Origin of the sequence: Bacillus bingmayongensis, assembly GCF_000299035.1 — a bacterium.
Lineage (GTDB): Bacteria > Bacillota > Bacilli > Bacillales > Bacillaceae_G > Bacillus_A > Bacillus_A bingmayongensis.
The window spans coordinates 1,048,480-1,072,740 of the sequence record NZ_JH921518.1 but is presented as its reverse complement, the minus strand read 5'-3'; the positions used below and the strand labels follow the sequence as shown (position 1 = coordinate 1,072,740).

The window sequence follows — 24,261 nt, the reverse complement described above, 5'->3', positions numbered from 1 at the left end:
TCCATCTACTGAAAAGTTCCTTAGCATACGAAATTCATGTTTTGTTGGCAAGCCCCATCGCCATCAAGCTAACAAAACAAAATCCACCCTGAAATGAAAAAATACGCTATTCTTTCTGTAGAATCATAGGAAAGGATAGTGTTCTTAATATGAATTTATCGATTTTTGATGAACTAGAATTGTTTTCTCAAGAATTAAAACAACATATGTCACCTCATGATTTAGAACAGTTAGCTAGGGATGTCGGATTTGTTCAACGAAGAAGTAAATATCAAGCACAAGATTTAGTAGCTCTGTGTGTTTGGTTAAGCCAAAATGTAGCTCGTTCTTCATTGACACAATTATGTAGTCGATTAGAAGCTAACACCGGTATTTCTATGAGTCCAGAAGAACTTAATCAACGTTTTAACCCTCAGGCTGTTCAGTTTTTACAACAACTCTTAGCACATTTACTTCAGCAGCAATTTTGTTCTTCTAGTAAGATTCCAACTTTGTATACAAACTACTTTCGGCATATTCGTATTTTGGATTCTACACATTTTCAGATTCCGGATAAATTTACTTCTATATATCAAGGTTCAGATGGTAGTGGGCAAAATGCTGGCGTGAAAATTCAACTAGAGTATGATTTGCTAAGTGGTCAGTTTTTACATGTTCATGTAGGATCAGGAAGGCACAATGATAAGACGTATGGTTCTACTTGTTTAACATCCCTCTTTGTTCCTCCACCATGTTTCAAATGCGCCGATTACTCCTCATCAAGAAGAAACGAGAATTAAGCGAATATAAAGCGATTTATATAATAAAAGATTATTTTCCACTTGAATAGATTTTGCTTTTCCATACTGATCACGTCCTTTTTTAGAGTACTAGTATCAGTATGTCCAAGTTTAGGGGATTACTTGCAAAGATTGCACCAGAACCTTAATTATTCAGTTAATTAGTTCAATTATATATCAATAGAGTGCACTCTATTGATACAAGTGTAGTAGACTGATAAAATCATAGTTAAGAGCGTCTCATAAGACTTGTCTCAAAAATGAGGTGATATTTTGCGGAAAATCGGTTATATTCGTGTCAGTTCGACTAGCCAGAATCCTTCAAGACAATTTCAGCAGCTGAATGAGATCGGAATGGATATTATATATGAAGAGAAAGTTTCAGGAGCAACAAAGGATCGCGAGCAACTTCAAAAAATGTTAGAGGATTTACAGGAAGATGACATCATTTATGTTACAGACTTAACTCGAATCACTCGTAGTACACAAGATCTATTTGAATTAATCGATAACATACGAGATAAAAAGGCAGGCTTAAAATCAATAAAAGATACATGGCTTGATTTATCAGAAGATAATCCATACAGCCAATTCTTAATTACTGTAATGGCTGGTGTTAACCAATTAGAGCGAGATCTTATTCGGATGCGACAACGTGAAGGGATTGAATTGGCTAAGAAAGAAGGAAAGTTTAAAGGTCGATTAAAGAAGTATCATAAAAATCACGCAGGAATGAATTATGCGGTAAAGCTATATAAAGAAGGAAATATGACTGTAAATCAAATTTGTGAAATTACTAATGTATCTAGGGCTTCATTATACAGGAAATTATCAGAAGTGAATAATTAGCCATTCTGTATTCCGCTAATGGGCAATATTCTTAAAGAAGAAAAGGAAACAATAGAATATAAATAAAAATTCTAAATTATTCAACTAACTGTCACACTGTTAAACTAACTTTGCGGAACTAACTATCAAAAACTGATGTTTTTTTATGATACAACTTTGTATGACTTATTGACGATTAATGATAACTTTGTCTAGGAGTGGAATAAATGAAAAATATAACAATATTAATAGCTGATGATGATGTTGAAATTGCTGATTTGGTTGCTATACATTTAGAGAAAGAAGGGTATCGTGTCATTAAGGTATCGGATGGGCAAGAAACCATTGATTTTATCCAGACTCAACCAATTCATTTACTGATTTTGGATATTATGATGCCGAAAATGGATGGATATGAAGTTACACGTCGCATTCGCGAAAAACATAATATGCCCATTATTTTTTTGAGCGCTAAAACGTCTGATTTTGATAAAGTGCAGGGACTCGTGATTGGAGCAGACGATTATATGACGAAACCATTTATACCCATTGAATTGGTAGCTCGGGTAAATGCACAGCTGCGACGTTTTATGAAGTTGAATCAACCTAAAACCAAACAGAACTCAAACTTGGAATTTGGAGGATTAACGATTTCTCCTGAACAACGTACAGTTACTCTATATGGTAAGAATATTGAGTTAACACCGAAAGAGTTTGAAATTTTATATTTATTAGCCAGTAATCCAAATAAAGTTTATAGTGCAGAAGATATTTTTCAGAAGGTATGGGGGGATGCATACTATGAAGGGGGGAATACCGTTATGGTTCATATTCGTACTTTGCGGAAAAAACTTGAAGAGGATAAACGAAAAAACAAATTGATAAAAACTGTATGGGGGGTAGGTTATAAATTCAATGAGTAACATACTACGAGGCTTTCGTTCAAAAATGATAATATTGTTAGGTTTAAGCATGTTGTTGTCTAGCGCCATAACTTACCTACTCTTTAAAGTACTCCAATTGTATTATTATACAAATGTTAGTCGTGGAGATACACTAGCTTATTTTCGCAAAATCATAGAAAACATTGGAGACCTTAATGTCTTTTTACTGTTATTTATCACGCTTTCGATATTATTTTTCTTTTTACTTACAAAACCCTATTCTGCCTATTTCAATGAGATTTCAAAAGGAATTCATTATCTCGCTCAGGGTGACTTTAAGCATCGAGTTCAAATATTGTCAAATGATGAATTTAGTGATATTGCACAAGGCATTAATCTGGCAAGTGAAAAATTGGAACAAGCCATAGAAAGGGGTGACTTTTCGGAAAGTAGTAAAGAACAGTTAGTAGTAAATTTGGCTCACGATTTGCGCACACCTCTTACCTCTGTTTTAGGTTATTTAGATTTACTCCTTAAGGATGATAGCTTGACTGAAAATCAAATCAGGCATTATTTAACGATTGCCTTTACCAAATCTCAACGCTTAGAAAGGTTAATTGATGAATTATTCGAAATAACTAGGATGAATTATGGCATGTTACCAATTGAAAAGAAACAAATCGATTTAAGTGAGCTACTTATTCAATTGAAAGAAGAGTTGTATCCTGTCTTCGAGAAAAACGATTTGATAGCAAGAATGAATATTACTCCCCCTTTATCTATTATGGGTGATGGAGAGTTGTTGGCACGTGTGTTTGAAAATCTTCTTATTAATGCAAATCGCTATGGGTATGAGGGGCAGTATGTAGATATCAACGGTTTTATTGATTCAGGGGAAGTAGTTATTCAAGTTATCAATTATGGGGATGCTATTCCTCCAGATGAACTGCCTCATATTTTTGATATGCTTTATACTGGTGACAAAGCACGAACTCATCAAGAAAATAGTACAGGCCTCGGTTTATTCATTGCGAAGAATATTGTAGAGCAACACAATGGGACAATAACTGCCGAAAGTGATTTAATACGCACGATATTTGAAGTCCGATTACCAATGGCGGATTCCTAAGAAGATTAATAATAAAATCCAAGTGAAAATTTAAGAAAAATTTAATATTTGCCCCACTTTTTATTTTAAAAGTTTTTCCTATCCTATAAACAAGTTACATCAAGGAGGAGACTAAAAATGAAAAAGTGGGGATTTTTATTGGTTTTTGTATTATTTCTAGTTTTTATTTTTAATATATTACCGATATCCCAAGATAAAGTAGAGGTTCAAATATATGAAAAAAATGATAATACAGCTACTGAAAATACCCAAAAGATTAAGCTTACAGAAGAGCAGATCTATCAAGGGAATCTACTCTTGGTCAACAATGAACATCCTGTTCATCAAAAGAGTATAAAATCGGATGTCATAAATTTATTTACGCACAAAGAATTGACGAAGGGGTATGAGGTACTTGATAACGAAATTAAATTGTCAGAAGAAATAGCTGAAACATTTTCTGAGATGATAGCTGATGCTGAAAAAGATGGGGTTTGGCATTTTTTAATTAACAGTGGTTTTCGAGACTTAGATGAGCAAAACAGACTTTACGAAGAAATGGGTTCTGATTATGCTTTGCCAGCAGGTCATAGCGAACACAATTTGGGGTTATCGCTTGATGTGGGATCTACTCAAATGAAGATGGATAAAGCACCTGAAGGAAAGTGGATAGAAAAAAATTCTTGGGAATACGGCTTTATATTACGCTATCCCTTGGATAAAACGGATGTTACAGGAATTCAATATGAACCTTGGCATATTCGCTATGTCGGCTTGCCTCACAGTGCGATTATGCAGGAAATGAATTTAGCTTTGGAAGAATATTTGGATTATTTAAAAGAAGAAAAGAGCATTTCTGTTAGTGTTGATGGGAAAAAATATACAATTTCATATTATCCCATTTCTCAAAACGAGACAATTGAAGTTGAAGTACCAGCGAATGAACAGTATGAAATATCTGGTAATAATATTGACGGAGTGATTGTGACCACATTTTCTTGAATTAGGTTCTAAAATGATAAAGTCATAGATTTAAATGTAAAGTTAGGAGATTCTATATGCATACAGGAGTTTTGATTAGTTATTTGTATACTTATTTTTTTACTATTATTTTTTGTATTGTGTTTCAAATTGGATTTTATTTTAAAGCGCAAAAAAATATATCTATTCGGCATTTTCTATGGGTGTATGTTTTTCTGTTCTACCTTTCGCTAGTGTATAAGGTGACGCAGATAGCGACTATATGGGATATAAGAAGATATGAAACATGGATTCGTGCAAGTGAAATCAACTTGATTCCATTTGCTTCTGAAGGTATTACTACGTATGCTTTGAACATTTTACTGTTTATGCCGTTAGGTTTTTTATTACCAACTATTTGGCCGCAGTTTAGAACAATGAAAAATACCGCATATGCTGGATTCTTTTTTTCATTGGCTATTGAATTAAGCCAATTGCTAAATCATAGGATTACAGATATTGATGATTTACTTATGAACACCCTAGGGGCGATTATTGGATATTTATTATATAGAGCTTTATTTAAAATGATATATAAAAGAGATGAAAAAAAGCTTGATAATAACTCTTCTCTAGTAATAAAATACGAGGCTATTTTTTATTTAGTTTGCTCGCTTATAGGTATGATGTTAATTTATTATCCAGCTTTTTTCTTTCGAAAAATTATCTAAATGAACATTATGATTGTCTGTATATATAATGAAGAACATTGTTTAAATCATTTCAACCAATATTTAAGAGGGGAATACAATGAACAAAATAAAAAGGTTACTGAAACGTAAAACGACTTGGATAATTCTTATCCTATTCGTGTTTGTTTATGTAAATAACAGTTCTTTTTTTGCTAAGAGGGCCGAGGGGACTCCTCTTCTTCTTGCTCACCGAGGACTTTCGCAAACATTTAGCATGGAAGGGATTGAGGGTGATACATGTACAGCAGAACGTATAAATAAACCTGAACATTCTTATTTAGAAAATACAATTCCATCTATGGAAGCGGCATTTAAAGCTGGAGCTGATCTAGTAGAGTTTGATGTTCAACCAACTAAAGATAATAATTTTGTTATTTTTCATGACTGGACTCTTGATTGCCATACTAATGGTAAAGGTGTTACAAGAGATTTTACAACAAAAGAATTACAAGCACTTGATATTGGTTACGGTTATACAGCTGATGGGGGAAACATTCCCGTTTCGTGGTAAAGGGATTAATCTTATGCCAACACTTGATGAAGTACTTAACCATTTTCCAGATCGTTCTTTTCTTATTCATATTAAAAGTGATGATGAAAATGAAGGAATCCAATTGGCTACTCACCTCAAGAAATTACCAGCGAAACGCCTTGATCAACTAACTGTATATGGTGGCGATAAACCAATTGCTGCGATAAAAGAGCGCATCCCTAGTTTACGAACAATGTCAAAAGCAACCATGAAAAAGGATCTTTTTACTTATATTGCGTTAGGGTGGACTGGCTCCATGCCTTCAAGCCTGAAGCATGGAGAGTTACATATACCAGACAAAGTAGCTCCTTGGCTTTGGGGATGGCCAAATCGTTTTCTTAATCGAATGGATAAAGCAGATACTCGAGTTATCGTTGTAGGAGGAAATGGGTTTGGATTTTCAAGTGGATTTGACTCATCTGAAGATATAAAACGCCTTCCTGACGATTATACAGGTGGAATTTGGACAAATCGCATTGATAAAATAGCACCTTTATTTAAGAAATAAGGGATGATATAACAATCGAAGTTTTTTCATCTGTTTAACCATTTATATTTTAAAAGAAGACTTATTAATAATGTTGAAGTTTTATATACCGATAAACACCCCTGATTTCCATTATGTATAGGAAATCAGGGGTGTTTTTGGATGAATGGAACTTACTTTATTTATATTCAAACAGAAGTACGACAACGATCAAAGAATAACCCGCTAGATGTAAAAAATGAGCTGAATCCGCATAAATAACTAACTGTAGAGAAGTAAATTTTTCGTTTGGGGGTACTTTCAAAATCTTAGGTTGATGGGCATGTGACGCTACCCCATCGCTATCAAGCTAAGCTCATACAACGTCACTTATAGTAGAGGTTATTTCTTTTTTTCTAGAGGATACATGTAGGGAATTTAAAGATTTGCATACGAAATAAACCCTAACGGGTTTCATTTTTTTGAATTAAGCCGCTTGATTATTAGACATGGTACAATTGTAAACGACACCTAATATATCAAAGACTGTTTTCTTCTCATATCGATGAGATTTTCTCCCGTTTTGCTGTAGGAGGTTGAACAGGCGAATTAGAATCTTTGATAGCTCTTGGGTGTCTTTCTGTATTGCTTGGAAAAGAAGAAGAAAGTAATCTTTAATCATATATATGGCCTTATATTCACTCAGTTCTCGTTTCTTTTTCATAAGAAGCAATTGCCGCATTTGAAACATGGTAGAAGAACAGAGTAGGATGGCAATTAGTTGCCCATACAAATGACATTCCAATCGTTCTCGTTTTATCTTTTTACAATGATGAATATGAAAGAATGATTTCCACGTTTTAAATAAAATCTCGATTTGCCAACGTAAAGAATACCAATCATGCACTTGTCCCATCGGGACAATATCTGTAGGAGTATTTGTCATATATACATTGATACCGCTAAGTCGTTTACTACGAGCAGAATACTTCATTCCTTTCTTTTTTTCTCTTACAGTTTGATCGTGTAATCGTTTTTGTTGTTGTTCTTTTGTTAGTCGATGAACAATCACACGAGTTGGGACTTTATCAGTCATTCCTACATAAGCGTTGGATATTTCGCATGTTTGTCCTGGCTGAAGAGAGTTCATTAAAACCTCCATATCTATCTGGATATACTCTGTACCTTTCTTGATTCTGCCATCTTGAAAATAATCAGGTTTAGGATTTTTTTGATAAATACGTGTATTCGATTTGATACGTGAGATATAGTAAGCCTTTTTATCTTGTATATGTTGAAGATCTTTCAAATGAAAATAGCCTAAATCTCGGATACATAAATCATTCGTTGTTACAGTTGGGACACACAGGGAACCGTAGGTTCGATCATGTTGTTTACCTGGACCTGTATGAATATGAAGGAATTGTCCACTTAATAAATCATACTCAAGCTGAATCTTCACTCCCGCTGTATGGCTGCATCCTCCTGCACCCGGATAAACGAATGAAAAGGGATCTGGGAGTTGAAATGCAGTTGAATCTAAAATACGGATACGCTTGAAAACAGAAGTATATGGAGAAGAAATCGGCATAGATGAGGCCAATTTTTGGTTTAGTAGTTCAGCTAGTATGTGTTGTAAAAATTGGACGGCTGCTTGATTAAATCGTTGATTCAGTCCTTCAGGACTGATGAGTACTTCTGTTGATGCTTCTAAACAGCTAGATAACTGAGTTAAAGACGTCGTAGCGACATTTTGGTTCATCCATACACATAAAGCGACTAAATCTTTTGCTTGGTATTTACTGGTTCGTTGTACGAAACCGACATCCCTAGCAAAATCTCGTAAGATATTTGGAGATAAAAATCTTTGAATCTCTTGAGCAAATAATTGTAATTCATCAGATACAGAAATAGACATATAAAAACGCCATCCTTTCCTATGATTCTACAGAAAGAATAGCGTATTTTTTTATTTTAGGGGGTATTTTGTTTTGTTAGCTTGATAGCGATGTGACGCTACCCCTACTATCAAAAAAATGACTAGAGAACTCGAGGATAAAAGGTAAATCTTTCCGTATAATATTTGCTCCTTGTAACAATTGTACGAATTTCCCTTAATGCTAATCATGTTTTTATAATTTTACAGACTGAAAAATATTATTATTATATAACTATATTGTTCGTTTTATAGTAAAATCACCACTAACAGTAATGATATATTAATAAAAATGAAATATATAAGAAACACATTTCATCATTTTGAAATAAATTAATGGCTAATTATAATAATTAAAGTCAATAAACCTCCTGAATACAAGCGGTTGAAAGCATCTTTCTGTTGTTTCTATCATTGTTACAAAGTGTTAATGCTATATTACGAATCGTTTGTAATTCTGTGATTTATCCAAATCTCAAAAAAATGATTGCTATAATGAGACTCGAAAACAAATGCAATGGAGGCTATTATGAAAAAGATAATTGGTGTAGCAACAGCAGCAGTTTTTGGTCTTGGGATTTTCACAACATCTGCTAATGCAGAAACTGTCGTAACAGCTGATGTACTAAATGTAAGAGAAAACCCAACTACGAAATCAAACGTTGTCGGTAAATTACTAGATGGATATAAATTAAATGTTATACATACAGAAAACGGATGGTCAAAAATCAAATTAAATGGTAAAGAAGCGTTCGTAAGCGCGGACTTTACAAAGGATATCTATTACGTAACAGCAAACGTATTAAATGTACGTGCTGAAGCAAACACAAACTCAGAAATTCTTGGTAAATTGAAAAAAGACGATGTAATCGAAACAACACATCAAGTACAAAATGATTGGTTGCAATTTGAATATAACGGAAAAACAGCTTATGTACATGTTCCTTTCTTAACAAGTACAGCGCCTGTTAAAACTCAAGAGGTGGCGAAGGTTCAAAAAGTAGCGAAAACTCAAGGAGTAGCGAAAACTCAAGAAGTAGCGAAAGCGCAAGAAGTAGCGAAAGCGCAAGAAGCAGCAAAAGCGCAAGAAGTAGCGAAAGCGCAAGAAGTAGCGAAAGCGCAAGAAGTAGCGAAAGCGCAAGAAGTAGCGAAAGCGCAAGAAGTAGCGAAAGCGCAAGAAGTAGCGAAAGCGCAAGAAGTAGCGAAAGCGCAAGAAGTAGCGAAAGCGCAAGAAGTAGCGAAAGCGCAAGAAGTAGCGAAAGCGCAAGAAGTAGCGAAAGCGCAAGAAGTAGCGAAAGCGCAAGAAGTAGCGAAAGCGCAAGAAGTAGCGAAAGCGCAAGAAGTAGCGAAAGCGCAAGAAGTAGCGAAAGCGCAAGAAGTAGCGAAAGCGCAAGAAGTAGCGAAAGCGCAAGAAGTAGCGAAAGCGCAAGAAGTAGCGAAAGCGCAAGAAGTAGCGAAAGCGCAAGAAGTAGCGAAAGCGCAAGAAGTAGCGAAAGCGCAAGAAGTAGCGAAAGCGCAAGAAGTAGCGAAAGCGCAAGAAGTAGCGAAAGCGCAAGAAGTAGCGAAAGCGCAAGAAGTAGCGAAAGCGCAAGAAGTAGCGAAAGCGCAAGAAGTAGCGAAAGCGCAAGAAGTAGCGAAAGCGCAAGAAGTAGCGAAAGCGCAAGAAGTAGCGAAAGCGCAAGAAGTAGCGAAAGCGCAAGAAGCAGCAAAAGCGCAAGAAGCAGCAAAAGCGCAAGAAGCTGCGAAAGCGCAAGAAGCAGCAAAAGCGCAAGAAGTAGCGAAAGCGCAAGAAGCTGCAAAAACTCAAAAAACAGAAGCACAACAACCTAATGGGAAATCAACTGAAACAAACGCATCATCTGGTGCTCGTGAGTTAACAGTTGTAGCAACAGCATATACTGCGGACCCAAGTGAAAACGGCGCATACGGTGGTCGTGTATTAAGTGCAATGGGTCATGACTTAACAGCAAATCCAAACATGAAACTGATTGCAGTTGATCCGAAAGTAATTCCATTAGGATCAAAAGTATGGGTAGAAGGTTACGGAGAAGCAATCGCTGGTGATACTGGTGGTGCAATTAAAGGTAATCGCATTGACGTTCTAGTTGGTTCAAAAGGCGAATCTAGTAATTGGGGACGTCAAACTGTTAAGGTGAAAATTTTAAACTAATCAATCATTTATTGTAAAGAAGCCAGTTCTCTTTAACGAGACTGGCTTCTTTTTCTATAAAAAATATATTGAGTTTATAATTTATAGAGAAAGCACAATTATCCCTTATTTACAAAACAAGAATGTATATATTTTTGCATAAAGCTTTTAAAAGATAAAAAGGTCTAATCCTTGATGAATATAGAATTAGTCTTTGTGTTTACTGCGTATAATTTTAGGGGATGTTAACTTCAAATGTATAAGTTATACATCAAGGATGTTGTTAGACAAGTATGCAAACAAAACAATATTTGTTTAATAAAATATACTATACTCTATTAATGGATATAATTTCTCTTTAGCATGATGCACATGGGATAGTGCCCGCAAAAGGCTAATTTCGTTTGAAATTCACGTTTGTTGATGAGGATAGTGAATTATGAGTTAAGGTTAACCATTATTAATTAAGAGATTTTTCCGACGTGAATCTGTAAGGAAAAGAATTACACCTTTTGCTTGCAAAAAATATCCATCTGCACGAAAATAAAAGAGGTAAGGGTTGTAAAAAATGTTATAAAATCCAATCAGTCTCCTTTAGTGAAATCTCTTCTATCGATAAAGCTTAAAACAGCCTGATTCAAAGGAGTTTTTTTATACTTTTCTTGCTTAGGGGAGATCATATCAGTTCTTAAGGAATGTATGGTAGTCTTTTTACCTTTTAATCTTGTTTTATGAAAGTATTAATATTTGAAGACAACAATAGAATATTCATATATAACGAACCGAAGAGAGGAAACTAAATATGAGGATGAGTATGATGAAAAAAATGATTGGTTTAATCTTCTTAGGTATAGTGCTAATTGTTTTTGTTCTTTACTACCAGAATCATTCTAATTCAGATCGAAAAGAGAAGATATACGTGGAGGATTTTAAAGGGAAAAATGATTCTGATAAAATTCAATCAGCTATTAATAAAGCAAAGGATAATAAAATAAAGACTGTTTTGCTTGATGACAGAAAGTACAAGATCACTTCACCTATCATTGTTAGGGAGGGCGTTAAGTTATTATTTGGGTATGGAACGCAGTTCATTGTTGATGGTAACTTCAGGGTGCTTGAAATAGAGAAGAATGCTTCAATTGAAGGAGCCTATATTGCCATTGATGATGCGAATTTTAACTCGGAAGTGATCTATTTAGATGGTAAACATAAATATTATAACACCTGGAACAAAACATATATAAAGGATATAAATATCATCAATTGGTCTGAAACGAACAAGGGTACAGGGATATCGTTATACGCTGGCGGAAGAGAACATGAGATTTCTTTTGTTAACTTTGAAAACATTAAGGTAGTAGGAATGAAGAATGGAGTAAAGTTAAAAGTAGATAAACCGAATTCTGGATATGCTTGGATAAATGCTAATCGGTTTCTGAACTTTTCTTTAGAGGATTGTGTAAACATGATTTACATGGATAGTCATTCTACGATACCGAATGAGGCTAGTGGAAATCAATTTACAAATTTACAGATACAACCTTCAAGTAAAACAAAAAGTGTTTTGAAGGTGAGTGGGCAACACAATGAGTTTCATGGGATGTTGTGGGATTTGAACCAGATCAAGCATGAGAATGCTATTATTGAGCTTACAGATAAGAGTATGGATACGAGTATTGATATTTCTTCGGTGCCTACGAGCAGAATCTCTGATAGGGGACAAGCAAATGAAGTGAAACAGTAATTGTAATGTTCTCTCAATCGGACATTGCTTTTTTAGGGGGAGTCCCCTAGGAGGCAATTATAACGTATAAGTTGAATGGGGGCATGATGATGTAAAGTAGATCGTTTTCGAATCATCTAAGTGGCAGGAAATGAGTCTTAGTTTGTTGTATTTTCATAGTTTGGACGTGCTAATTTTCCCTTGATCATCTATACTCAATCTCCATTTTGTTCCATTCGGAGAGGTCAACGTTACAGTATTCCCTTTTTGAAATTCTAAATCTCCATATAATGTGCCACCAGTAGTTGGTAACCATGAGGAGCCATGCTGTAAAGATGATTTTGCGAATATTCGATTTATACGAAATCTCTTGTGATCTTGTGTATATCCGCTTAGTGTTAGTTTAACTTTATACAACGTAGTTGCTCTTACGTCTGAAATCACGGTGTTTCCGACATTAAACCGGAGATCTTTAGCAACCTCCCATGGTCCGTTTAGGCTCCGCTGATATTCGATTAAAATACGACTTGGACTTTCATTCCATCCAAAATAGATGCCAATACAATTCAGCATTTTAATAGGCTGCTTAGAAAAATCTAACTCGATTACAATTGGCTGAGTGCTAGGAACATCTAGGTAATTCACACTTTGTTCATCGAGTAGGTTAAAACAATTATTAATATGTCCTCCGTAAGGGGCTTTTCCAGAAAGTTGACGCACCGCGTAGCGGACATTTGCATTTACTAAGATATCATCTTGATTCCCAATTAGATGCGCTTTTCCTAATGCAAGAGGAGAATATATAGGAAGGGATTCTTCATGTGGTGAGGTACAATGATTGTATAGGCCACGATCGAGAATAGATGTAGCAACTTGATTTGAGAATAGGTAGTTATGATGAGAAGTGGAAGAAAATTCGATAACGAGAGGAGCAGCCTCCATACGAAAGACGTCCCATATTACTCCATCAAACATATTATAGGCACCGGAACATCGGATTACTTTCTTTGTTTGTTTCCGGCATTGCACTTGGATTCCGGTAAAGGTGTTCCCGGAAATTTCGTAAGGTAATTCACTATTTCCTACAATCTCGATACCGTACTGACAACCATCTATGAAAATAGAATGGAAGGAGTTTGCATTAATCCAGCAAGGATTGTTTATATCCTCGAGCTTTTCTGTTTTTAAATAGATGGCCGTATGAAAGTTTGTGATTTGGATTGAGTGTGCCTTAACGAAGCTTATGAAATCCCATGCTTTTGTGCAAGAGAAATGAATTGCGATACCTTGGTAAGTGGTTGTACGGTTTATTATATTAATATTTGATATACAAGTATGATTATGAATTTCTATTTGCTGGGTACCAGAAAGAAAAAGAACGGATGAGTTAAAGCTATTGTCCATGATTTCAATCGAACCACCAGAGATTGAAGTATTTTTTTGAAGCTCAAATACTTGGAAATTCCCTTTGACGATTAATGTTACAGTAGGATCCATTTCAAGGTGTACATTTGATTTAATAACAATAGGTGAGGATATAGTATATTGTTTCTTCCCAGTGATGACAACTTTGGAATAATTGTTGGCTACGCAATAATTAATGGCTTCTTGAATAGCTTGAGAATTATTTGGTAAATCTGGACTGGCACCAAAACAATCAATATTAATAACACTTTGATTTTGGCAGTCTTCGGCAAAATTAAGAGGTTCTGTCAATTTAAACACTCCTTATATAGTGGGATATTATATAATATGCATGTTTAAAAAAATGCATATATATATAAGAAAAAACAAACGATGACTTCGTTTGTTTTTTTAAGATTGATAGGTTTCAAGCGTAGAATGAATCATATTTGAGAGGGAAAAGGATGTTTCTACTTTTTCTCTTGCCGCTTTTCCTAAATATTTTCTTAAGTCTTGATTGTTATGAAGTAACTGGATTTTTTTTGCAAAGTCTTTTTCAGAGTGATGGGAAATGAGAATTCCCGTTTCCTCATCTATAATGGCTTCGTTGATACCACCAACATCTACAGAAATAATAGGGGTTCCAGAAGCCATTGCTTCAAGGACTACCATTGGAAACACTTCTCTTAGGGACGTTAGAAGCAGCAAGTCCATACTGCAAATAAATTCATATGGGTTAGATGTATTACCTAAAAGCTTCACCTTATCATTTAACTTGAAATTACGAATCATGTTTTCAATAAAGTCCCGTTCAGGTCCATCTCCAGCAATATAAAACATTACGTTACGTACATTTTTTAACTCATTTGCAATTTTTAAAAAAAGTTCATGGTTTTTCTCTTTTGATAATCGGGCTAAAATTCCGATATTAAGGGTTTCTTTAGGCTGTATTTGTTGAAAAGAAAAATGTTTTACATCAACACCATTGTAAATCGTTCGCATAAGGTCTTTTCTTATACCAAATTGCAGTAATCTCTCTTTCTCAAAGTTACTAACTGCAATAATTTGATTAGCATGTTGATTTAACACTTTTTTAAATAGCGTGGGAAACTTTTTTTCAAGTATTGTAACATTATGTTTTGTATAAACTAGCTTAATTTTTCTCCCCGTGATTTTTTTTATTACGATGGAATACAGTAACATTCTAAGACTATTTGCATGGATAACATCAATGTCCAATTGAATCACTTGTTTACTTAATGTATAGAGGTTAGCAGGATGATTTTTTAAACTTAAAGGAATGAAATGATGCTTATTATGAATTTGATGATACAACTCACCTGTGGCAGCTGCTGAATAAAACGTCATGTTTTCATCTTTGAGATGGTTTTCTAATTTGCAAAAATACATCTCAGCGCCACCTGTTATGAGTTTATCAGTTAATAGTAGAATATTGTTCATTTTTTATTTCCCCCCACTGGGCATTCAGTCTCCTCTGTTTTTCTTGTATGCATGATAGGCATATTGACTAAAATAAAAGTTGGCTTTTACAAAGTTTAACTTTTCTTGGTTTCGTAAGAGTTTCCAATATCGGTAGGCAGCTTTTAATTTATTCCTTGAAGTAGAGTTACTGACAATACGATATTTAGATAAAATTTTTTGTAAACCATATGCTTGATATCCTAGCCGTAATAATACTAACCATAGGGCAGTATCTTCAGGTTGGATAATAGGCATTTCAATGTGTTTAAATTGATGTCTATCTAACATCACGGTTAAACAGCCAATCGTCGTATTTCCCAGCAAATATTTATAATCTACTACTTTCGGTGCAGTAACTTTAATATTCATTGCATTTCCTTGTTCGTCAATTAAAGAATAAGAGGTAAAAGAAAAAGCAAGGTTACCTTTTTTCATAAAAGTGACTTGTTCTTCTAGTTTGGTAGGTAACCAGAGATCATCGCTGTCTAAAAAGGCAATATAATCTCCTTGAGCTTCTTTTAATGCTATATTTCTAGCCCTAGCAGCACCAGCATTTTGATTTAAAGTAATAAGTTTAATTCGTGGGTCTTTTTCTATATACTGTTTGATGACATGAACGGAGTCATCTTTCGACTGATCATCAACGATAATCATTTCCCAGTTAGCATATGATTGAGCCTGAACGGATTCAATGGTTTCTTTTATAAAAGGAGAGCTGTTATAAGAGGGAGTGATAACAGAAACCAATGATTCATTAATTTTTTTTGTGTATATCATAAAAACCAGCCTCTTTTCTTTCATATACAGAAATGTATTTTAAAGCAATTGCTAAAAAGGAGAAAAGCGCTTCATTAATCATAAGAGAAAGGGATACCATCTGTAATAAAAAAGCAAAAAGTGTAAGAATAATATACGGTTTTTCACGATGCGATTTCGTTTTAAAGATCTTGATTAGGAACAGGAATAAAAAAGAAAGGTAAAAAAGGAAACCAATAATTCCTGCCTCTACTAAGATTTCTAGATATGTATTATGAACATATAGTCTTTCATTATGTTCAAATGCATAATAATCCGAAAAATTAAAGGCGCCGATTCCCAAAAGGGGATGAGACATAAAATAGTGAATCGCCTGTTTCCATAATTCAAATCGACCACTTCCGTTATCAGAAGAAAAGTCATTGATACGGCTGGAAATAATCTGATTCAAATCGATTTGCATAAAAGAACATGCGAGGTAGATGGCAACTAGACATAACAGAGCAACGAGTATCATTTTTACCTTTTTTAGAAAATCCGCTAACAGTATATATATAATGATAACGAGTATTAGAGCGACAATACCGCCTCGGGAAAAAGTAAGAAGGTTGGTAATGATACATAAGATGAATCCCAATGAGTTTTTTAATCCTTTTAAGTGTGTTAAGTAAAAACAAAAAAACAATGTATTATAAAAAATGAAGATGTTTGGGTCATCAAGCAGTCCAATTAATCTTGGATAATCTCTATCTAATAGTAATCCGTAAGAGGTAATCTCAACGCCTATTGGAGATCCTCCGGTTATTTTTAGTCCAATTATGTACAATAGCAAACTCGTAATGTTAAATAGTATTCCGACATTTGCGATGGAAGCTTCAATAGCACGAATTGAAGCTTGCTCCAGCATATATCTCATGATGAAGTAGCAAATAAGGACAAGGATTACTCCTAGAATGACGCGAATACTTGATTCTGGATACTGTGAAAAAGCACCGCTTAGACAATAGGTAAAATAAAATAAAAGCAATAAAATTTCATAATGATAAAGAGGGCGAAAGTAAAAGTCTCGAAAGTAAATACAGAAAAAAACGGCTAGAAAAATCATATAAATTTTTAACGAAAAACCGATGGACAAATTATATTTGCTAAGTGTAATAAAAAGTAACAAAAGAAATACTTCTATAGTAGAAATATTTCTTTTAATTTGTAATCTTTCCATTCCCTCGTTGTCTCCCGTCTTTTAAATGATTGATATTCTGTTGTTTTTTCTTTCTTATAAAATCTTTAATCAAGTTCCGAGTTGCTTGATCAAATAGTAAAACCATCGTAGACATTAAGATAATGGTAGAAAACATGGCTATAAAAGGAAACTTATCTAATAAGTAGTGTAATAGGATAAAACTTACCGAAAAGTAGGATCCGTATAGAATAATGACCTTGGTTACTATTGTTTTTCTGATTGGATTAGCTAATATATAACCAATAAATGATACGATTTCCATCGCTAAAACAGAAAAAGCTGCCCCTGCTATTGCATAAGTAACACTAAGATAATAAAAAGACACTAAGCCAATAGAGAGGGTTATAAATTGAACAAGAGTACGGCGATTTTGCAATCCTCTTGTTGTAAGACCATCAGCGATAGCGATGTTAAATCCTTGTAAGACAATAATAAAGGACAATATTTTTAAAGGTTGAACGGCAGAACCCCATTTATCTCCAAACAAAATCGTGATCAGATAGGGAGATAAATAGAATAAAGATATTGTCATACACATCCCAATCAAGGACATAAATTTCATTTGCAAGATATTTAATTCTGTATGTTTCTTTATCTCCCCGTGACTACTATGCTTAAATAACAGTGGGAAAAAGGCACCTGCAATAACCCCTGGTATTTGATAGAGAGCTGAGGGGATTCGGTAAGCTACTGCAAAGAGCCCAACAAGCCCTAAGGGAAGTGTTTTTTCTAATACTAATGGGCCTAGTTGTGGAGTTAAGATAATAAATAACCCACTCATTAAGAACGGACTAATATGGATCAGTAATTTTTTTTGAAAAGGGACTTTCCATTTAAATTCCATGTTTTTTCTGAGTAAATACAGACAGTAAATCCCCCCGACTAAATAAGAAAAACCATATAAAAAAGCTGTTACATGTATATCCACTTTGAAGCTTATGCACAAGATGGTGAATATGACTAAGACAATGGCCGAGAAGATTTTTATAGATGCGATAAATTGCATTCTTTCAGCTAATTGAAAGTAGGTTATTCCTATGCTTTGCAGCACGAGTCCGATGATTAAAGGAATCATTAAACTATACATCATATAAAGAATTTGTTGTTCATGGTAAAAGATATGGATACCGAAAGAAAAAATAATAAATGTTAACAGTAAACATACTACTCGAACTTTTATATAAGAAAAAAATGTAGCATGAAGGTTTTCCTGTTTTGATCCTTCACGAAGGAACGTATTACTAACTCCTAAATCTGTAAAAAAATGCATGACCATGGAAAGAGCTAGTGCTACACTAAATATTCCATAGTTCTTTGAGTTAAAGTAATTGGCCAATAGTATGAGTGTACTTGCATTTAAAACATTCGCTAAAATTGTGCTGTAAAGTAAGTGGAATATATTTTTCATAATTGAGTTTGTTTTCTTATTCACTTATTTCTCTCCCAATTTACAATTGTAAAGTTACTTAAGTACAGATGTAGGTTCTTTTCCACTAGGTAAAATAGAGTCTTTTTGCTTAAGGTAATAATCATATGTATTGGCAAGACCCTTTTCCAATGAATATATAGGTTGCCAGTCTAATTTTTGAATGCTCTTTTTATTGCAGAGCAAGCTTTCTTTGAGATCACCGTCTTTTGCAGGTTGATAAATGGGGGATATATTTTGTTTTCCGATTGATTGAATCATCGAGAATACTTCATTGATACTTGTACGAATTGATGATGATATATTGAAAGTACCGCTCCCATTATATTTCAATGCCTGAAGATTGGCGCTTGCTACATCGTCTACATAGATAAAATCTCTTGTTTGTAAGCCATCCCCGTAAATAACAGATTGCTCCTTTTGAATTACATGGTTGATAAAGATTGAAATAACTCTGCCCTCACCGTTTACAGTCTGCCTTGGACCATAAACATTGCTATATCGAAGAATGACATAGTCTATATCATATAATTCTTTTGCGAGCTTTAAATATTTTTAAATATTCCTCTGCTGTTTGTTTCGAGACGCCATAAGGTGATAAGGGACGAGTAGGGTGTGAGACTGGAATAGGCATGATTTTAGAATTGCTATATACAGCTGCTGAAGAAGCAAATATAATCTTTTTAACACCATATTTCTGAGAGAGCTTTATGATATTTGTTGAACCTGTTATATTGATTCTTGCATCATTCGTTATATTTGAAATGGAGTTTTGTACACTAACTTGCGCAGCTTGGTGAACTATAAAGTCAGGTTCAAACGTCTCCATCGCTTTTTCTAATGATCGTTCATCTTCTACAGTATTAAAGAAAGCTATACATTTCGAATGGACATTACTTACGTGTCCAGTGGATAAGTTATCATACACAGCTACTTCATAATTATTATGAAGTAATTTGTCTACAATATGGGATCCGATAAATCCGAAGCCCCCGTTACTAGCACTTTTTCCATTTGCTCTTCTTCCTCTCAATATTTATCTAGCTCCATTTCCAGTAAATACAATGGCTGCTGTTCGACACAAAATCTTGATTTCCATAGCGAATGATCTATGCTGGATATAATATAAGTCGAATGCTAATTTTTCTTCGGGAGTTAAATCATATCCTCCATTTACTTGCGCCCATCCTGTTATTCCAGGGGTTACAAGTAAACGATGTTTAAAATTAGGCAATAACTTATCAAACTCGTTATAGAAATATTCTCTTTCAGGTCTAGGGCCAACGAGTGACATATCTCCTCTTAATACGTTAATAAATTGAGGGATTTCATCAATTCTAGTTTTTCTTATAAACGCACCTATTCTTGTAATCCTAGGATCCTCTTTACTTGCCCATTGAGGGCCGTTTTTTTCAGCATCTAAAAACATGGAGCGTAACTTTATTAATTTGAAATCTTTTCCGTTTTTTCCTAGACGTCGTTGATAAAAGAAGGGAGCACCGGTTGATTCGATTGGGATAAGGATGCAAAAAAAAACCAAAATGGGCGATAAAAGTAACAACATGAAAAACGAAACAACAAAATCTATAAGTCGTTTAGCAAGAAGGTATGATGAAGTTGATAGAGGTTTTACTTGTATTTCTACCTGTCTATCAATCTTTATTTTTGAGTCCAAAGGTTATCCCCCTTTATGAAATAATGACTGCACCGATTATTTCATGTTTGCTATGTTCGAGTTGTTTTTTTACACTCGTAATTTTTTCTAACTTATCACGACCTTCCTGTATCATTAAAACAACGCCATCACAATATTTTGTGAGGAATTGTGCGTCTGGTGTGTTTAGGAAATCGGATGTGTGAAATAGAATGATATCAAAATGCTCTTTCCACTCCTCAATTAGGATTGGGAAGGTCTCTAATGTTAACAATGTTACTGGCTCATAAAGGCCTTCACCTGTAGATAAACAAGATAGATAATCCGATATTTTTATTGGAGTATCTTTATTTTGCTCTTTTAAGAGTAAGGTGGTTAGGCCAAATGAATGATCGATATTAAACACATGGTGTAAAGAAGGTTGACGCAGATTCGCATCCACTACCAATACTCGTTTTCGTTGTTCTGAAAAAGCTAGGGCCAAATAAGCAGTAGCATTGGTCATCTTTTGTGTTTGTGCAAGGGAAGTAACCATTAATATTGACTTTTCCTTTTGAAGGCTCGGTTCAATCTGGTTACATATACTATAAAATCGTTCTTTGATGGCGATGTCATATGGATTAAACAAATATTTCCTCTTAAATTTGATGGTCATTATGTTCACCTCGTTTCATAGAAGGTAAGCTTTTATAAGCTGTTTTTTGTTTGTTGTTTCTTTGTTTTGTATTTAATTTCACCCTTCCTAATAACGAGATTCCAAGATGTTCGAGTTCTCGATTGTTGTAAGTGGAATCATCAAAGTGTTCTCGCAGCATTGCCATGCCAATTCCGGCAAAAAAGCTGATTATGATGGAAATAGCTATAATGAATTTGGTTTTTGGAAAAAGTAGTTCAGCTTCTTCTGTTACCTCAGAATTATTAAGAATATTAAGTTGATTTGCATTTGCATAGCTTTTAAATTTAGATATGGATTGATTTATGACAGATTGTGCAATTTTTTTAGCTAATTGTGGATTAGAATCTTTCACTGAAATTGTAATAATCTGTGAATCGTTTCTATTAGTAACGGAAACCTGTTTAAGTAAATCATAGCTTGAACGAGTTAGGTTTAACTCTTCTTTTACGCCTATCATGATATATGGGCTTTTTATAATATCCATATATGACAGAGCTAGCTGTCTGTTATCTTGTACTCTATTTACTGGATTTTCTTCTTTTTCTACGCCTAAAGATCCAGCAAGAACTTGGGTGGAGTACTGATAAATTGGTTTCATAAGGTACATGGATGAAATAATAATGAACCCGCTAGTACAAATTGTCGTAAGTATAATGATTAAGAGTCGCCTTTTTAAAATTTGTATAAACTCTTTTATTTTTACTTTTTCATTCATCTAGTTCACCACTTTTTCAATTTAATAGTAGAGTTTTGGCGTGATTTTCCGAATGGGAATGATCACCTTTGATTTTGAAAAGGTCTTTATAACATTTATACTAGGGTGAAAAAATTATAAACCTAGCATTTGAACAAAGACGAAACAAAATTTTTCCTCCCGAATTTTTACTATACAGGGCATAGCCATATCGTCATCAAGTTAAGAGTGTATATGTAAGTATGTTTTTGAAATTTCTATGACTACACGAAAGGTGTGCATAACAAATAAGCCAATCAAATGGATACTTAAATAAAGAAGTTGCTCATTATGATATTGCTTCTTATGAACCTTAATAATAAGTGTTTTTTCTGAATATTTATGGTAAGATTTTGATATAAATTGTATTTTATTGAAATTAATAGAATTTTTTAGGCGATTTAACTCTTCACAATGTATTTATAAATTCATAAATGTATTACATAAATGTATGAAATAAAATGTTTGGTTTTTTATATGAAGCTTTATTATCTTATTTAGTTAAAAGGAGAATATAATGAATCATTCTATGGATATACAATATTTGTGTGATATTTTATATAAAACATTTCAAGTATCTATTCAATTTGTATCTACAGATGAAAAAGTGTTATATAAATCCACTTCTGATGATATTTGCAGCCCTTTTTATTCTTCTAAGGAAGAACAACTTAGTGAGCTTTTTCAAGAAAATGACCTCTATAATTTTCCGCTTATGAGAGGAAACAGTTATCTAGAAAATTTCGTTTTCATTCGCGTAGTAGATCATGAATATATAAAAGGAACCTTTGTTATTGGACCTTCTACATATCCAAAGGTATCAGAAGATATGGCCATTAGACTTATGAATGAATTTGGGGAGGGTGCTAGAATACAAGACGGAATTGAATACTATCATTCCATACCTGTGATAAAAAAAATAACTTTAATTGATATAGGTATTTTATTGCATTACATGATTTTTAAAGAAAAGTTAGATGTAGGTGCTGTTTGGAGAGAAAATAAATTATTGGAGAAAACTTCCTATAAAATTGCGAATCCTGATTTATATATTTCATCCCGTCGTCAAAATAGTCCTAATCATTACGATATAGCGCTGGAACGGAAATTTTTTACAAGTATTAAAGAAGGGGACAAAGAAAAATTAATAAAATATGCATATGCATTTCCGCAAGAAGATGCTGCAATTTCATCAAAAACAAATCAACTAAGAAATCAAAAAAATAATGGTATTATGGCAATTACTCTAGCTACTCGTTATGCGATAGAGGGGAATCTCCCATCAGAAATTGCTTTTTCGCTTAGTTCTCTCTATATGGAGACCATTGAACAACTAGATAACATGTATTCAGTCAATAGATTAATTGAGGATGCTTTATGTGCTTTTGCTGATCGTGTGAAAGAATATAGTATGCAAAGATATTCGAATACAATTACCACATGTTTAAATCATATTAGCAAAAACATTTACCATGAAATATCTCTCAATAATCTCGCTGCATTGCTTGATATTAATCCTACTTATTTATCTAAATTGTTTAAACAAGAAGTGGGAATTCCTTTAAGTGAATATATTCAAAGGGAGCGAGTAGAAGAAGCAAAAAAACTATTAACATTAACTACATATCCATTATCAGATATTTGTGCTTGGCTTAACTTTTATGATCAAAGTTATTTCACAAGAGTGTTCAAAAAAATATGTAACATGACTCCTAGACAATATCGTGAAAAGCATACCGTGATATAGGATTGATATTTTAACGGTTAGGTGAGATATATGTTGTAATACTGGGGCACATATATAGGGAATGCACCAACTTAATTCACCTCGCCATTTATGAGCAATTGTACTCTTACCTCAATATTTAAAAATATGTAGAATCCACTTCCTTATCATTCTACTCACTACATGAACATAATAAGGGAAGTGGGAGTTCCTCTTGTAATATTAAAAAATCCATTTGAATTAAGAATAGAATGCGATAGCTAAGAAACTTTTGGTTTTTCATGTTTTTCTTCTTAGCGTGAATGAAATGAATGTTTGAAATAAAAAAAGAATTCCTTGAGGGATTCTTTTTTGTTTTTATAGAATTCGTTGACTTCAGTAGAGAGTCTAGTTACAGGTGCAGTTTTAATTATTTTACCTAACAAAGATAGGTGATGTGATTTGTATTTACTCATGTTGAATCTAACTGATTCTATATTCCATTTGAATGATTAGGTGAAGCTCCCAATATTTTTTTTGGTTTATCTGTTTATTAAAAAATAATCATTTTATATTTTCATTTATTAACAATTCATGTTATATTTGGAAGCATAAAATATTTTGTGTAAATAAACTTGTCTGGCGAATAGGAGAAATATAGGAGGATTTACGACTCAATAAATTAAGAGAAAAGCACCCTTCTTTAATAAATGAGCGTGCACTACAAATAAATTTACATAAGCAACTAGAAAAAAGTATCGCAATTCTTACAAGAAAGAGTAGCGTTTAATACGAAAGAAGAGATTTTCCCATTTTTTCGTATGAGTAGGAAGACATAGTGAATAATTGATATAAAATATTGGAGAAATATAGTGTTTATCTGTTCCTCGTGATCAAAATAGAGACTTTCAAACGCAATCATTCGCTCTATATCACCTTAGAAATGGTTAATATTCGTATGTATCAAAGTGAAATGAGGATATATAGAATGCATTTTAGAACTTCATTATTCTCCTGCAATTGTAAGTAATAGTATAAATTTGTAAACAACAAGATTGAAGTTAACTT

At 33.7% G+C, this 24,261-nt stretch carries 19 protein-coding genes and 2 pseudogenes; 10 read left to right on the top strand and 11 right to left on the bottom strand.

The window, feature by feature from the left end:
* Positions 1 to 149: 149 nt before the first annotated feature.
* From Y7E_RS30130 to Y7E_RS30125, 7 genes and pseudogenes are all read left to right on the top strand, one after another.
* Positions 150 to 764 (top strand): annotated as a pseudogene (locus Y7E_RS30130) (IS4 family transposase); the annotation flags it as partial.
* A 288-nt stretch (positions 765 to 1,052) separates the two neighbouring features.
* Positions 1,053 to 1,628: a recombinase family protein gene (locus Y7E_RS0120055; protein ID WP_017153054.1), complete on the top strand. Its 576-nt coding sequence runs from the start codon at positions 1,053 to 1,055 to the stop codon at positions 1,626 to 1,628.
* Positions 1,629 to 1,834: 206 nt separating this feature from the next.
* On the top strand, positions 1,835 to 2,530 hold the full coding sequence (gene vanR / locus Y7E_RS0120050) for a vancomycin resistance response regulator transcription factor, VanR-F/VanR-M family (protein ID WP_017153053.1): 696 nt from the start codon (positions 1,835 to 1,837) through the stop codon (positions 2,528 to 2,530).
* Positions 2,523 to 3,620, top strand: a complete 1,098-nt coding sequence (gene vanS, locus Y7E_RS0120045) for a vancomycin resistance histidine kinase VanS (protein WP_017153052.1) — start codon at positions 2,523 to 2,525, stop codon at positions 3,618 to 3,620. The genes vanR and vanS overlap by 8 nt, the downstream gene beginning before the upstream one ends.
* 117 nt (positions 3,621 to 3,737) lie before the next feature.
* Entirely contained in the window at positions 3,738 to 4,601 is an 864-nt protein-coding gene (vanY, locus tag Y7E_RS0120040; RefSeq protein ID WP_017153051.1) for a VanY-A/VanY-F/VanY-M family D-Ala-D-Ala carboxypeptidase, read from the top strand.
* A gap of 56 nt (positions 4,602 to 4,657) precedes the next feature.
* Positions 4,658 to 5,290 carry a VanZ family protein gene (locus Y7E_RS0120035; RefSeq protein WP_017153050.1) on the top strand — a complete coding sequence of 211 codons (633 nt, stop codon included), beginning with the start codon at positions 4,658 to 4,660 and terminating at the stop codon, positions 5,288 to 5,290.
* 79 nt (positions 5,291 to 5,369) lie between these two features.
* A pseudogene (locus Y7E_RS30125) lies at positions 5,370 to 6,351 on the top strand (glycerophosphodiester phosphodiesterase family protein).
* Between the two features lie 445 nt (positions 6,352 to 6,796).
* Here Y7E_RS30125 and Y7E_RS0120020 read toward each other — a convergent pair.
* Entirely contained in the window at positions 6,797 to 8,227 is a 1,431-nt protein-coding gene (locus Y7E_RS0120020; RefSeq protein ID WP_017150491.1) for an IS4 family transposase, read from the bottom strand.
* A 547-nt stretch (positions 8,228 to 8,774) separates the two neighbouring features.
* On the opposite strand from Y7E_RS0120020, the gene entC reads away from it, so the two are divergent.
* A complete protein-coding gene (gene entC / locus Y7E_RS0120015) occupies positions 8,775 to 10,415 on the top strand; it encodes a cell wall-binding protein EntC (RefSeq protein ID WP_017153048.1) in 1,641 nt (546 codons plus the stop codon).
* 781 nt (positions 10,416 to 11,196) lie between these two features.
* Positions 11,197 to 12,138 carry a hypothetical protein gene (locus Y7E_RS0120010; protein ID WP_017153047.1) on the top strand — a complete coding sequence of 314 codons (942 nt, stop codon included), beginning with the start codon at positions 11,197 to 11,199 and terminating at the stop codon, positions 12,136 to 12,138.
* A gap of 153 nt (positions 12,139 to 12,291) precedes the next feature.
* Here Y7E_RS0120010 and Y7E_RS0120005 read toward each other — a convergent pair whose 3' ends face one another.
* The 10 genes from Y7E_RS0120005 to Y7E_RS0119960 all read right to left on the bottom strand — a co-directional run bounded on the left by Y7E_RS0120005 (position 12,292) and on the right by Y7E_RS0119960 (position 21,470).
* Complete coding sequence (locus tag Y7E_RS0120005) at positions 12,292 to 13,833, bottom strand: pectate lyase family protein (protein ID WP_017153046.1); 1,542 nt, start codon at positions 13,831 to 13,833, stop codon at positions 12,292 to 12,294.
* Positions 13,834 to 13,932: 99 nt separating this feature from the next.
* Positions 13,933 to 14,982, bottom strand: coding sequence for a glycosyltransferase family 4 protein (locus Y7E_RS0120000; protein ID WP_017153045.1), 1,050 nt, complete (start codon positions 14,980 to 14,982; stop codon positions 13,933 to 13,935).
* Positions 14,983 to 15,006: 24 nt separating this feature from the next.
* A complete protein-coding gene (locus Y7E_RS0119995) occupies positions 15,007 to 15,780 on the bottom strand; it encodes a glycosyltransferase family 2 protein (RefSeq protein WP_017153044.1) in 774 nt (257 codons plus the stop codon).
* The gene (locus Y7E_RS0119990) at positions 15,758 to 16,978 is read right to left on the bottom strand and encodes an O-antigen ligase family protein (RefSeq protein WP_017153043.1); all 1,221 of its coding nucleotides are present in this window, start codon (positions 16,976 to 16,978) and stop codon (positions 15,758 to 15,760) included. The genes Y7E_RS0119995 and Y7E_RS0119990 overlap by 23 nt, the downstream gene beginning before the upstream one ends.
* Complete coding sequence (locus Y7E_RS0119985; RefSeq protein WP_017153042.1) at positions 16,959 to 18,431, bottom strand: oligosaccharide flippase family protein; 1,473 nt, start codon at positions 18,429 to 18,431, stop codon at positions 16,959 to 16,961. Before Y7E_RS0119985 ends, Y7E_RS0119990 begins: the two co-directional genes overlap by 20 nt.
* Positions 18,432 to 18,461: 30 nt before the next feature.
* Complete coding sequence (locus Y7E_RS34810; RefSeq protein ID WP_167321112.1) at positions 18,462 to 18,935, bottom strand: NAD-dependent epimerase/dehydratase family protein; 474 nt, start codon at positions 18,933 to 18,935, stop codon at positions 18,462 to 18,464.
* A gap of 13 nt (positions 18,936 to 18,948) precedes the next feature.
* Positions 18,949 to 19,458: an NAD-dependent epimerase/dehydratase family protein gene (locus Y7E_RS34805; RefSeq protein WP_017153040.1), complete on the bottom strand. Its 510-nt coding sequence runs from the start codon at positions 19,456 to 19,458 to the stop codon at positions 18,949 to 18,951.
* A 3-nt stretch (positions 19,459 to 19,461) separates the two neighbouring features.
* Positions 19,462 to 20,100, bottom strand: coding sequence for a sugar transferase (locus tag Y7E_RS0119970; RefSeq protein WP_017153039.1), 639 nt, complete (start codon positions 20,098 to 20,100; stop codon positions 19,462 to 19,464).
* Between the two features lie 13 nt (positions 20,101 to 20,113).
* Entirely contained in the window at positions 20,114 to 20,734 is a 621-nt protein-coding gene (locus Y7E_RS0119965) for a CpsD/CapB family tyrosine-protein kinase (RefSeq protein ID WP_017153038.1), read from the bottom strand.
* A complete protein-coding gene (locus Y7E_RS0119960; protein ID WP_017153037.1) occupies positions 20,718 to 21,470 on the bottom strand; it encodes a YveK family protein in 753 nt (250 codons plus the stop codon). Before Y7E_RS0119960 ends, Y7E_RS0119965 begins: the two co-directional genes overlap by 17 nt.
* A 535-nt stretch (positions 21,471 to 22,005) precedes the next feature.
* On the opposite strand from Y7E_RS0119960, the gene Y7E_RS0119955 reads away from it, so the two are divergent.
* Positions 22,006 to 23,235: a helix-turn-helix domain-containing protein gene (locus tag Y7E_RS0119955; RefSeq protein WP_017153036.1), complete on the top strand. Its 1,230-nt coding sequence runs from the start codon at positions 22,006 to 22,008 to the stop codon at positions 23,233 to 23,235.
* Positions 23,236 to 24,261: the final 1,026 nt, after the last annotated feature.